This window comes from Limimaricola sp., assembly GCF_016125575.1.
Classification (GTDB): domain Bacteria; phylum Pseudomonadota; class Alphaproteobacteria; order Rhodobacterales; family Rhodobacteraceae; genus WGLM01.
Map to the genome: position 1 here is coordinate 25,230 of NZ_WGLM01000005.1, position 12,053 is coordinate 37,282.

At 65.9% G+C, this 12,053-nt stretch carries 9 protein-coding genes; 4 read left to right on the forward strand and 5 right to left on the reverse strand.

Going from position 1 to position 12,053, the window contains the following annotated elements; translation table 11 throughout:
* The first annotated feature begins 108 nt into the window (after nucleotides 1–108).
* A complete protein-coding gene (locus GC146_RS11730; RefSeq protein ID WP_291838624.1) occupies nucleotides 109–2,172 on the forward strand; it encodes an FAD-dependent oxidoreductase in 2,064 nt (687 codons plus the stop codon).
* On the forward strand, nucleotides 2,169–3,686 hold the full coding sequence (locus GC146_RS11735) for a trimethylamine methyltransferase family protein (RefSeq protein WP_291838627.1): 1,518 nt from the start codon (nucleotides 2,169–2,171) through the stop codon (nucleotides 3,684–3,686). The genes GC146_RS11730 and GC146_RS11735 overlap by 4 nt, the downstream gene beginning before the upstream one ends.
* Before the next feature lie 98 nt (nucleotides 3,687–3,784).
* Here the strand turns inward: GC146_RS11735 and GC146_RS11740 are convergent, their stop codons facing one another.
* Entirely contained in the window at nucleotides 3,785–4,684 is a 900-nt protein-coding gene (locus tag GC146_RS11740) for a LysR family transcriptional regulator (RefSeq protein WP_291838629.1), read from the reverse strand.
* Between the two features lie 101 nt (nucleotides 4,685–4,785).
* Between GC146_RS11740 and GC146_RS11745 the strand changes: the two genes are divergently transcribed.
* Both GC146_RS11745 and GC146_RS11750 read left to right on the forward strand, forming a co-directional pair.
* Nucleotides 4,786–5,460, forward strand: coding sequence for a glutathione S-transferase family protein (locus GC146_RS11745; protein ID WP_291838633.1), 675 nt, complete (start codon nucleotides 4,786–4,788; stop codon nucleotides 5,458–5,460).
* A 79-nt stretch (nucleotides 5,461–5,539) separates the two neighbouring features.
* Nucleotides 5,540–6,094, forward strand: a complete 555-nt coding sequence (locus GC146_RS11750; protein WP_291838636.1) for a DUF2269 family protein — start codon at nucleotides 5,540–5,542, stop codon at nucleotides 6,092–6,094.
* A 159-nt stretch (nucleotides 6,095–6,253) separates the two neighbouring features.
* Here GC146_RS11750 and GC146_RS11755 read toward each other — a convergent pair whose 3' ends face one another.
* Genes GC146_RS11755 through GC146_RS11770 form a run of 4 tightly spaced genes read right to left on the reverse strand, consistent with a single transcriptional unit; the run spans nucleotide 6,254 to nucleotide 11,807 of the window.
* The gene (locus tag GC146_RS11755) at nucleotides 6,254–6,949 is read right to left on the reverse strand and encodes an ROK family protein (protein WP_291838639.1); all 696 of its coding nucleotides are present in this window, start codon (nucleotides 6,947–6,949) and stop codon (nucleotides 6,254–6,256) included.
* 26 nt (nucleotides 6,950–6,975) lie between these two features.
* A complete protein-coding gene (gene zwf / locus GC146_RS11760; RefSeq protein ID WP_291838642.1) occupies nucleotides 6,976–8,352 on the reverse strand; it encodes a glucose-6-phosphate dehydrogenase in 1,377 nt (458 codons plus the stop codon).
* The gene (gene gnd, locus GC146_RS11765; RefSeq protein WP_291840701.1) at nucleotides 8,349–9,371 is read right to left on the reverse strand and encodes a phosphogluconate dehydrogenase (NAD(+)-dependent, decarboxylating); all 1,023 of its coding nucleotides are present in this window, start codon (nucleotides 9,369–9,371) and stop codon (nucleotides 8,349–8,351) included. Before gnd ends, zwf begins: the two co-directional genes overlap by 4 nt.
* Before the next feature lie 30 nt (nucleotides 9,372–9,401).
* On the reverse strand, nucleotides 9,402–11,807 hold the full coding sequence (locus GC146_RS11770) for a glucan 1,4-alpha-glucosidase (RefSeq protein WP_291838644.1): 2,406 nt from the start codon (nucleotides 11,805–11,807) through the stop codon (nucleotides 9,402–9,404).
* Nucleotides 11,808–12,053: the final 246 nt, after the last annotated feature.

A 12,053-nucleotide genomic window follows, 5' to 3' on the forward strand; every position in this document is an offset into this window, starting at 1 on the left:
CAACTGAGATTTTTGGCGGCGCAACAGTTAATCGCGAAGACAGGACCGGGCGCTTGACCGGACGCAGTTCCCGTCCTTATGATACGGTCATTCAACAAGGATGCTGCCATGCCCCGCAATCCCCGATACGACGTGTTGTTCGAACCGGTGCGGATCGGGCCGAAGGTGGCGAAGAACCGGTTCTTCCAGGTGCCGCATGCCAGCGGCATGACCAATGCCGCGCCGCATGTCCGCGCAGCCTTTCGCGGCATGAAGGCCGAGGGTGGCTGGGGCGTGGTTTGCACCGGGGCCTGTTCGGTCGACCCGTCGTCGGACGATTCCCCCTTTCCCTTCGCGACGATGTGGGACGAGACGGACGTGCGCAGCCATGCCGTGATGACTGAGGCCGTGCATGCCCACGGCGCGCTGGCGGGGGTGGAGTTGTGGCACGGCGGCGCCGCGGCGGTGAACCGCACCAGCCGGGTCGCGCCGCTGTCGCCCTCGGGCGTGCCGTGGATGGCGACGCATGTGGGCTTCATGTCGGCGCAGCGGCCCAAGGTGATGGATGCCGCCGACATCCGCGACCTGATCCGCTGGCATGCCGAGGCAGCGGTGATGGCCGAACGCGCCGGGTTCGATATTCTCTATGTCTATGCCGGGATGGGCTATCTGCCTTACCAGTTCCTGCTGAGCGACTACAACAAGCGCACCGATGCCTATGGCGGCTCGGTTGCCAACCGGGTGCGGCTGGTGGCCGAACTGATCGACGCGGTGCGCGAGGCGACGCATGGCCGCTGTGCCGTGGCGTTGCGGATGTCGATGCAGGAATTGCGCGCGCGCCCCTCCGACGTGGCCGAAAGCGAGGCGCACGAGGTGGTGGGCCTGCTCAAGGACGCACCGGACCTCTTCGACGTCAAGATGGACTATTCCGCCTATGATTGTTCGCCCTCGCGCTTTACCGCCGAGGGCAGCCACGAGCCGGTGATTTCCTTCATGAAAGAAGTGACCGACAAGCCGGTGGTGGGCGTCGGCCGCTTCACCTCGCCCGACACGATGGCGGGGATGGTGCGGCGCGGCGTGCTTGACCTGATCGGCGGCGCGCGCCCTTCCATCGCGGACCCGTTCCTGCCCGCCAAGATCGACGCGGGCCGCGAAGAGGACATCCGCGAATGCATCGGCTGCAACATCTGCATTTCCAGCTGGCATGACGGTGTCTGGGTCCGCTGCACGCAGAACCCCACCGCGGGCGAGGAATGGCGGCGCGGCTGGCACCCCGAGGTGGTCACGCGCGACGGCAAGGGGCAGGTCCTTGTCGTGGGTGGCGGGCCCGCGGGGCTGGAGGCGGCGCTGACGCTTGCACGGCGCGGGCATGACGTGGCGCTGGCCGAGGCGGGGCGCGAGTTCGGCGGGCGGCTACTCTATGAAACCGCGCTTCCGGGCCTGCGGCAATGGGGCCGGGTGGCCGATTACCGGCTGGGGCAGTTGCGCAAGATGCCCAACGTATCGCTCTTCGCTGAAAGCTTGCTGGACGCAGACGCAGTGCGTGAATTCGGCGCGGCCGAGGTCGTGATTGCTACCGGCGCGCTCTGGCTGCCCAACCTCTGCGGCGCCAACGAATTGCCCACCGGCCCGCTGGACGCGCCGCGCGTCTATACGCCCGACGATCTTGCGGCGGGCGTGGTGCCCGAGGGGCCGGTCGCGGTCTTTGACTTCGACAATTACTACCTCGGCTCGGCAGTGGCAGAATCCATTGCCGCCACCGGGGCCGAGGTGACCTACATCACCACCGGTGGTGCCGCCGGCGCATGGAGTTTCATGACCAATGAACAGCCCGGCATCCACGCCGCACTCCATGCGCGCGGCATCGCCTTGCGCACGCTGGAGATCGTCACCGGCTTCGACGGTGAAACGTTGGAACTGGCGCAGATTTTCAGCGGGGCCGCTGCGCGGATCGCGGCGCGCAGCCTTGTCATCGTGGGCCAGAGGGCGGGCGGCAGCGCGCTTTACGAAGACCTTGCGGCGGCGCCGCATGACTTCGGCCTGCACCTGACCGGCGACGCGCTGGCGCCCGGCGCCATCGCCCATGCCGTCTACCAGGCCCACCGCACGGCGCGCGAGGTCGGCAAGGGCCGGGCGGTGCCTCGCCGCGATGCGCCTTTCGCGATGCGGGATATCGCCCGGGCCGCGGAATGAGCCGCCGCCCCGGCCGCCGCCCGGCCCGCGTCGCAGGGACCATTGCTCAAACCTCATTCCGGCAGGTCAGCCGCCCCTATGCGCCGATCGAGGTGCTGAGCGCCGATCATGTCGCGGCGATTCACGCCGCGGCCCTACGGGTGCTGGCCGAGATCGGGATGCGCGTGCTGCACGCCCCCGCGCGTGCCCTGTTCCGCGACGCAGGCGCGACGATTGCGGGCGACATGGTGCGCCTTGACCCCGCGCTGGTGATGGAGCGGCTGAAAACCGTACCGCCCACCTTCACGCTGGAGGCGCGCAACCGCGCGCATGACCTGCGGCTGGGGGGGCGCGACCTGATCTTCGCTTCGGTCGGCGGCCCGGCCTACGTGATGGATGCCGACCGCGGCAAACGCGACGGCACATATGCCGAGATGTGCGACTACCTGAAACTGGTCCAGCAGCTCAACATCCTGCACCAGGAGGGTGGCGGCCCGTTCGAGCCGATGGACCTGCCCGCCAATACCCGTCACCTCGACATGTACCGCGCGCAGATCACGCTGCTCGACAAAAACTGGCAGACGCAAAGCCTGGGCCTTGCCCGCACCATGGACGGGATCGAGATGGCCGCGATCGCGCTGGGAACCACGCCCGAGGGGCTGCGCGACCGGCCGGTGCTGCTGGGGATCATCAACACCAACTCGCCCCTGCAACTGGACGTGCCGATGGCCGAGGGGCTGATCGCGCTGGCAGGACACGGGCAGGTGCTGGCGATCACGCCCTTCACGCTGGCCGGGGCGATGTCGCCGGTAACACTGGCGGGCGCGCTGGTCCAGCAACATGCCGAGGCGCTGGTGGGCATCGTACTGACCCAGATCGTGCGGCCGGGCGTGCCGGTGATGTATGGCGGCTTTACCTCCAACGTTGACATGCGCTCGGGCGCGCCGGCCTTTGGCACGCCGGAATATGTCAAGGCGGCGCAGGCCAGCGGGCAGTTGGCGCGCCACATCGGCGTGCCGTTCCGGTCCTCGAACGTGACAGCGGCCAACGCGGTGGACGCGCAGGCGGCTTATGAAAGCCAGATGTCGCTTTGGGGCGCGATGATGGGGGGCGCGCACCTTGTCAATCACGCCGCGGGCTGGATGCATGGCGGCCTGACCGCCAGTTTCGAAAAGCTGATCCTCGATGCCGAGATGCTGGCGATGATGGCCGCCTATTTCGACCCGATCCCGGTAGAGCCTGCCGATCTCGCGATCGAGGCGATCCGCGCCGTGGGGCCGGGCGGGCATTTCTTCGGCGCCGAACACACGATGAGCCGGTACGAGACGGCCTTTTATACGCCCTTGCTGTCCAACTGGGACAATTACGGGCAATGGCAGGAGGCCGGCAGCATCACCGCCGAGGCGCGTGCCAACGTGATCTGGAAACAGCTGCTGGCGAGCTACGAACAGCCGCCCATGGACCCCGCCATTGCCGAGGCGCTCGATGCCTATGTCGCCCGCCGCAAGGAGGAAGGCGGCGCGCCGATGAACTGATTGGGCGCCGCGGCAGGAACGTTAAGAGACGAGGCTGCAGAGGGCAGGGGTCAAGTGTCCCTGCGCACAGGGCCGACTGACTGTCGGCGAGGTGCCGATCACTGCGTGCCGGCGTCAGCCTTGCGGTATTTCTTCTGGGTCACGTAGCCGGCGAGAAAATCGAGGAACGCGCGGATACGTGGTTCATGGCGCAGCTTTTCGGTGGTGATCAGCCAGATCGGCGCTTCGAAGGCCACCGGGGGTGTGAAACAGCGGATCATGCCCGCGGCCTCTGCCATCATGTCGGATGCGAGGCCCACACCGATGCCTTCCTTCAACCCGGAAAGAAGTCCGGGGGCATCATGGTGACGCATAACGATGTTGCTGTCGGGCACAACCTCTTCAACCCAGCGGACGATCGGCAGGTCTTTGAAAGCATCCGACACGGTAAGGACCGAATGTTGGGCAAACTCCTCGGGCGTTCTTGGCACGCCGTGTGCGGCAGCGTAATCGGCCGAACAATAGACGGCCCAGCTGTCTGTCAGCAGGCGCCGTATGACCAGGCCCGTTTCAGTCGGCGCGGCGCCGACCCGCATCGCAACATCCGCTTCTCCCTTCAGCAGCTCTTGCCGGCCCTCGGTCGCCACGATTTCGACCGTGATGTCGGGAAATGCCCGCCGGAAATCCCTGACCGCGGCCGCGATGAAACTCTGACCGGAGGTCACGAAAGTGGTGAAACGGATCCGACCGGCCAGGTCGCGCCTTTGCTGACGAGCGGAGACGAGGGCCTCGGCAATGGCCCGTTCGATGGCTTCGGCCCGCACGACCATTTCGGTCCCGACCGGGGTCAGCACATAGCCCGCGGGACTTCGATCAAACAGCTGCAGGCCAAGCGCCTTTTCAAGCGCGGTAATCCGGCGTGACACCGTGCTTTGGCTGACATGCATGCTGTGCGACGCCGCGAGCGTCGATCCCTGCCGGGCGACGGCAAGGAAAATGTGCCAGTCGGTGTCTTCCATGACGGGACTATGCAGTTCTGGATAGCCATTCGGCAAGACTGGTGTTTGCCCGGCGCGAGCCGGCGGCCGTAGGGTCTGACATGCAACAGGGAGATACCGTCATGAAACTCTACTGCGACCCTCTGTCGACCAGCTCACGTCCGGTGATGATGCTGGTCTCTGACTTTGATCTGGACATCGAAATCATCCATGTCGACCTGTTCGGCAACCAGAACCAGGCGCCTGAATTCCTGGCGATCAACCCGCTTGGGACGGTCCCGGTTCTGGTCGACGGTGATTTCACGCTGACCGAAAGCACGGCCATCCTGAAATACCTCGCCTTCAAGTTGGACCTGCCGGTCTATCCCAAGGCGCTGGCCGCCCAGATCCGGGTCGACGAGGCGACGGCGCGGTTCGGCACCACGTTTCACGGCTACCATTGCCTTTACGGAACCTACCCGCAGATGCTGCAGCAACTGGCATGGATGGCCGACACCACGAAGGCCGAGATGGCCCAGGTGGGCAGCTATGGCTCGCAGCGTTATCTCGGCGTGCTTGATCGTCAGCTTGCAAGCCACGGGCCCTTCGTCTGCGGGCCCGAGGTGACAATTGCCGATTATGTCGGCCTTGCGTTGGTAACACTGGCCGATTTCATCGCCTTCGATTTCGCCCCTTATCCGTCAGTTCAGGGCTGGATTGCCCGCATGCAAAAACGCAAGGGTTGGGAGGCAGAGTATGCCGGGTTTACCGGCATGGTGGCTGCAGCACGAAGTGCGGTCGCGGACTCCGCGGCCTGACCGTCCGCCATTCGTTCGTTGACACTGCGGGCCCGACAAACCGGGCCCGCGCATACCAGACTTTCGAAAGGGAACTACCATGAACGTCTCTGTCATCGCAGTCACCGTTCACATCATCAGCGTCATCCTGTGGGTGGGGGGCGGACTTGCCCTGCTGCTCGGGGCCCAGATGGCAAGGCACAAGAGGGGCGCGGCCGCGGTGCTGCCCGTCGTCGATGTCGTCGCCCTTCTAGGACCGGTCTTCTTCGTTCCGGTGTCGCTGGTGACGCTTCTCAGCGGGCTTGCCGCGGCATGGTTCGGACCGGGGTTCGGGCATCTCTGGATCAACCTCGGGCTGGCCGGTTTTGCGACAACGTTCCTCACGGGCATCCTGCTGATCAAGCCGCGTGCCGAGGAGATCGCCCGGTTGATGGCTGACGCGACCACGCAACAGGCCACCCTTGTGGGCAAATCGCTGGATCTCGTGACGATCGCGCAGTTCGATTATGTCATCTTAGGTCTGGTAGTGCTGGATATGGCGCTGAAACCCACCTTGAACGATATCACCCTGCTGGTCGTCTTTGCGGTCATTGCCGTGATCGGGGCGATGTTGACCTTGGTCAAGGGACTGCAATCGAAGGCCGTCGCGACCTGATCCTCGGGCTGCGCCGGACGACAGCCGTGCGGCGAAGATCCGGCAACCCTTCCGACCTTTTGACGAAGATCGTAACGACGATGGGCCGGAGAACCGCGTTTCGGTTCCGGCCCATCCTGACCTGCCGCATCACGCGCGGCTCTCTCGATATTGGACCGGTCAGGCGCGGATCGACGGGTCCTGCCACAGGCGGAAACCACCGGCAAAGGCATTGGCGTTGTCGCCCCGCCGCGTGCCCGGTGGCAGGGTCGTCAGAAATGCCACGTTACCGCCGCCAATCACGATGTAGTCGGGCTCGGTCGCGGCGCGAAGGCGTTCCACGGCATCCAGAACGTGGCGGCGCCACCGTTTCTTCCCGCGCTTCTTCAGCCCGGCTTCGCCAAGGTAGTCCTCGAAGCTGCGGCCTTTCTTGTAGGGCAGGTGACCCAGTTCCATCGGCTGGGCGATATTGTCGACGATCATCGCGGCACCCAGCCCGGTGCCCAGCCCCAGAAACAGCATCCGCCCGCCATCATAGCTGCCAACCGCCTGCATCAGCGCATCGTTTACGATCCGCAGCGGTTTGCTCAGCGCCGTAGCAAAGTCGAAGCCGACCCAGCCCGGGCCAAGGTTGTGGGGTTCCGACAGGATGCGGTTGTGCACGACCGGGCCGGGATAGCCGATGGTGACCACGTCATAGGGCAAGTCCTTGGTCAGATCGGCCAGTTTGCTGACGGCATCGGCAGCGGTCATGTCCGGCCCGGAGACCACGCGCTGCTCTTCGGTGTCGATACTGCGACGGATCTTCAGGTGGGACCCGCCGATATCGACGGCCAGAACAACGGGGGTCGGTTCTGCGGACTTGGTCTCTGGCAAGGGTCGTCCTCCTGAAGGCGTTTGGCTTACACTGCGGGGTCGGCCCAGCCGCCGGGCGGGGCAAAGCTGGTGATGGCGGCCTGCGGCCCCCACGTTCCCGGCGCGTAGACCTCGGGCGCGGCGTTGCTGTTCAGTACCGGCTCGACAATGCGCCAGGCCAGTTCCGCTGCGTCCTGACGCGTGAAAAGCTGCCGCTTGCCGTGCAGTGCATCGCCGATCAGACGTTCGTAAGGCGTCATGCCTTCGCCGGTATTCTCGACAAAACACAGCTCGACCGGCTCGCCCGTCATGCCTTCACCCGGTGCCTTGCGCCGCGCGCCGATCCCGATCGCGACGGCCGGGCCGACCCGGAACCGCATGTAGTTCGCACCCTGCCTGCCGGTGCCGCCAAAGACGTCAAGCGGCGGGCGCCGGAAGGTCACGATGACCTCGGTCGCATGCACCGGCAGGTGCTTGCCGGCGCGGATGTAGAAGGGCACGTCCTTCCACCGCCACGTATCGACATGCAGCCGCACGGCGGCAAAGGTTTCAACCGCGGATGTTGCGGCGACACCCGGCTCTTGGAGGTACCCGTCGAACTGGCCCCGCACGACATCGCGCGCGGACAAGGGCCGGATCGCCTTGAGTACCTGCACCTTCTCATCGGCCAGATCGTCGGAGGCGCCACTGACCGGGGGCTCCATCGCCAGCAGCAAGAGCACGTTCAAAAGGTGGTTCTGGATCACGTCGCGGATACACCCCACCTCTTCGTAGAATCGGCCGCGCCCGGCGATGCCGAAATCTTCGGCCATGGTGATCTGCACGCTTTCGACATGGGTGCGGTTCCAGACCGGCTCCAGAAACGAATTGGCGAAGCGGAAAAAGAGCAGGTTCTGGATCGCCTCCTTGCCGAGGTAGTGGTCGATGCGAAAGATCGCCTCCTCGTCAAAGACACCATGCAGAACGGTGTTGAGCGCGCGGGCCGAGGCAAGATCGCGCCCGAAAGGTTTTTCCACCATCAGCCGGGCACCCTTTGCCAGCCCGTGCCGGCCCAGTCCGCCCACGACCGTGGCGAACATCGAAGGCGGAATCGCAAGGTAGAAGAGCGGCGATGTCGCGCGGGCCAGGGCCGTCTTCAGGGCCGCGAAGGTCGTGTCATCGCGGTAGTCGCCCGGCACATAGCGCAGCAGCGCGGCCAGCTTGCCAAAAACCGCCTCGTCAATCGTGTCGACATGGGTCTGAACCGCGTCGCGGGCCCGCGCGATCAGGTCCTCGACACTCCAGTCATCCAGCGCGACGCCGATAACCGGCTGGTCGAGATGCCCGTGCGCCACCATCTGGTAGAGCGAGGGAAAGATCATCTTGTGGGCAAGGTCCCCCGTCGCACCGAAAACGACGAGGGCATCGGAGCGGCTTTCGGTCATTCGCTGGCGCCCTTCTTTTCCAGGTGCCCGCCGAAGGCAAAGCGCATCGCCGACAGCAGCTTGTTGGCAAAATCCGCTTCGCCTTGCGAGGTGAACCGCTCGAACAGCGCCGAACTCAGCACCGGCACCGGCACGCCGGTTTCGATCGCGGCCTGCAGCGTCCAGCGCCCTTCGCCCGAATCCGAGACGCGGCCGCCGAACGTGGCAAGGCCGGGGTCGGATTTCAGCGCATCGGCGGTCAGGTCCAGAAGCCACGAACTGATCACGCTGGAATGGCGCCAGACCTCGGCCACGGCCGCCAGATCGACATCGAAGCGGTAGTATTTCGGATCGCGCAACGGGGCTGTTTCGGCATCGGCGGTTTGCTTGGCCGCCCCGGCATTGGCGGCCTTCAGCACGTTGATCCCCTCGGCATAGGCCGCCATCACGCCGTATTCGATACCGTTATGCACCATCTTGACGAAGTGGCCCGCCCCGGTGGGCCCGCAATGCAGGTACCCAAGGGGCGCTGTGCCCTGCGCGGCGTCCACCTGCGTGCCCGGCGGGACACCCGGCGCCAGCGTGGCAAAGATAGGGTCCAGCCGTTTGACCGCCGCGGCGGGCCCGCCGATCATCAGGCAATAGCCACGCTCCAGACCCCAGACGCCGCCGCTGGTGCCCGCGTCGATGATGTCTACGCCCAAGGGGCGCAATTGCTCGGCCAGATCGATGGCGTCGCGGTAGAAGCTGTTGCCGCCATCGATGATCACGTCGCCGGACGACATCAGCCCGGCCAGTTCACGCGCGACTTTCGAGGTGATCGCGGCGGGCAGCATCATCCAGACTGCGCGCGGCGGAGTCATCTGCGCCAGCATCTCCTCCATCGAGGAGGCCCCTTGTGCGCCTTGCGCGACCATGGCCGCGACATTGTCGGCATTCACGTCGAAGACAACGCAGTCATGGCCCCCGGCCATCAGCCTGCGTGCCATGTTGGCGCCCATGCGCCCCAGTCCGATCATCCCGATCTGCATGTTTTCAATATCCTGTGCTGTGGCTGGCGTCGCGCGGGGTCAGTCCTGCGCGATGCCGATGGTGAAATCGGTATTCTCCCATGTGCCCGCCCCCAACCAGAAAAGGGTGAAGACGAGTGTCGCGCCCGGCTCCATCTTGGCAACCGGCAGGTCGGCAAAGTGCGAGCCCAGCGACGAGGGGACGGTTTTGACATCGGTGCTGGTAGCCCAGCCATCGCCGCTCCAATGGACCATCGCGGGCGTTGCCAGCTCGATCCGGAGCGTCTTGCCCTGCCGCACTTGCGTGATCCTGTTGTTGAACCGCCAGATCCGCAAGGTGGCGGGCGTCTTGTCGCGGATATAGCGTTTGACGCCTTGTGGCGGCATGTCGAACACCGCCCCGTCTTCCAGCGAGCGTAGCAGCTTGAGGTGTTCGGAATGCGCCCAGACCAGCGGCATCGCGCTGCCCGAGGGGCGCCCGAGGAACAGCTCGCGCTCGGGGATGTCGGGGGCGTCCCAGCTTTGTTCGGGCAAGAGCCCGCCATCGCCGGCGGATGCCTCGAGCGTGGCCAGCAGCGCCTCGGCCGCCTTGGGGTGCCCCGCGGCCAGTTCGTAATGCGCCCGCTCTCCGGCCAGCAGCGGCCAGGGCCGGCCCTTGCCCGTTCCATCGAAGGGCGCGCCATCCTCGTGCTCGCCATAGCCGTCGCCGGTGTAGCGGTACCAGAGCGGGCCTTGGGGCAGCTCGATGCGCAGGGCGTGGTCGATCGCCTTGACGGTTTGCAGGATGTGGGGGTCGTCGGCGGCGCGCAGGCCGAACCGCACCAGCGCCAGCGCATCGGGGCTGATGACCTCGCCGACCGGCAGGGTGGACCGGTCCGGCGTCTGGTTGCGGATCGCCGTCAGGCCGTCCGTGGCATTGGCCCGGTCAGTGGCACCGGGCGGTGCGATCCGCACGTAATGCCCCGAAATCCCCACGCTCTGGCAAAAGTCGGGGTCGCCGGCAAAGGTCCATTTCTCGACCTGTTCGTTCCAGCAATCGGCGGTTTCGCGCAGGTGGGTTGCGGCGGCGGCATCATTGTCGGCCTCCAGCAGGTCGGCGGCGCCCAGCAGGGCGGCGATTTCGACGGCGAGCGAGAAGGGGCTGTAGCCCGCATCCTCTTCCCAGCGGTCCTCGGCGGTGGCCGGACCGTTCATCAGGATATAGCCCGCGGCCCTGCGCACCATCGGCAGGGCGCGATCCCGCGCCGCGCCGGTCAGATGGTCCATCCGGCTGAGCATGTCGGCCAGCAGGATCGGAAAGGCGCATTCATCCATCTGCACGCCGCGCCAGTAAGGCCGGCCGTCAAGCCAGAGGTTTTGCGGCCAGCGGCCCGATGGCTCCTGCACCTCGCGCAGGTAATCGAGGATCGCCAGCGCCTCGTCGGCATCGCCCGCGGCCAGGAACCCGCCCGCGGTTTCCACAAGGTCGCGCGGCCAGACAAGGTGATAGCCGCCCAGATCGCCGTCGCCCTTCGCCGCACCCCAGGGGATCGACAGGCTGGCCACCACCGCGCCCGGCCGGTCGGCTGCGTGATGCGCGGCCAGCGTTGCAGCCGAGGTGCGGTAGGGCGCGTGCTGGCCGCCATTGCGCGCCAGCGGCCGCAGGCCCTTCTGCCAGGCCGCCCACTGAGCGACATAGCCGTCCTTGGCCTTGTCGAACCCCTCGGCCAGGCTGGCCAGCGCGTATGCGGCCGCTTCATGCTCGGTCTGGCCGAAGCCAAGCGCCAGCTCGGCCGTCGCCCGGTCGGGCGCAAAGCCGATCTCGCCCACGAGTGCCACGTTGCCGTCGTCGGCGCGGTGGTATTGCGGGTCGATCCGCCCGGTTTCATGCAGCTGCTGCCAGCCGTCGGAAACGCCGACGAAGCCCGCTGAGGCCGCGCGCCAGGGCACGGAGGCGGCAAGGGCGAGGTAGCGTGACTGGCCCACGGCAAAAAGGATCTGCACGCCCTCGACCTCGCCCACCCAGGCCGCGTTATGCGCCCCGGCATTCACCAGGTGCGGCGCCAGCAGGGCATGGACACGGTAATCGGCGGCGTCGCCGGTCAGCGCGGTGAAGGTCAGGCGTTGCAGCACGCAGGGCCGGTCGGGATCGGTGATGATCTCCTTGTCGATCCGGTAGCGGCCATCATGCGCGGTATTGGTCACGTGAAATGCCGGGATGCCTGTCCGCACCGGCGCGGTCTGTGACTGGCAATGCCGCTTTTCTTCCGAGAAATACCCCTCCGGCCCGGTGACGATCAGGCCGAAATCGCGGGTGCAGGCGCTGTCGACGCGGGGGTAATAGATCTCGTTGAGCACACCATGGCTGAGCGTGAACCAGACCGGCGAGTGCCGGGAGAGGGCGGTGCCCACGCCGTTCTTGGCGCTTGAGGTCCACCTCGCCTCGATCCCGGGCCCGCCCGGCGCGACGTCGCTGACATTGGCCATCGGGCCCCTCGCTTTCCTGATCGGCCGCCGCGAACGGGGCGGCCTGATCACCACCTATGCACAAAGCGGGCGCTCCGGGAGCGACGGTAGCAATACGCCGCAGAACGTGATCCGGGGGACGTCGACAGCGGCCCGATAAGGCAAGATTCGCTGCAAAAAGCGATTTTACAGGGATTCTTCTGGAGTTTTGACCGATTGTGCTGCCGGATGACCGTTTTTAGGCATTAAAATCAATTCCTTGAATGC

Bases quoted from the DNA above. Each gene is read 5' to 3' on its own strand.
- GC146_RS11750 (WP_291838636.1), top strand. From the start codon at position 5,540: ATGAACGTCTCTGTCATCGCAGTCACCGTTCACATCATCAGCGTCATC.
- GC146_RS11740 (WP_291838629.1), bottom strand. From the start codon at position 4,684: ATGGAAGACACCGACTGGCACATTTTCCTTGCCGTCGCCCGGCAGGGA.
- zwf (WP_291838642.1), bottom strand. From the start codon at position 8,352: ATGACCGAAAGCCGCTCCGATGCCCTCGTCGTTTTCGGTGCGACGGGG.
- GC146_RS11730 (WP_291838624.1), top strand. From the start codon at position 109: ATGCCCCGCAATCCCCGATACGACGTGTTGTTCGAACCGGTGCGGATC.
- GC146_RS11770 (WP_291838644.1), bottom strand. From the start codon at position 11,807: ATGGCCAATGTCAGCGACGTCGCGCCGGGCGGGCCCGGGATCGAGGCG.
- GC146_RS11735 (WP_291838627.1), top strand. From the start codon at position 2,169: ATGAGCCGCCGCCCCGGCCGCCGCCCGGCCCGCGTCGCAGGGACCATT.
- GC146_RS11745 (WP_291838633.1), top strand. From the start codon at position 4,786: ATGAAACTCTACTGCGACCCTCTGTCGACCAGCTCACGTCCGGTGATG.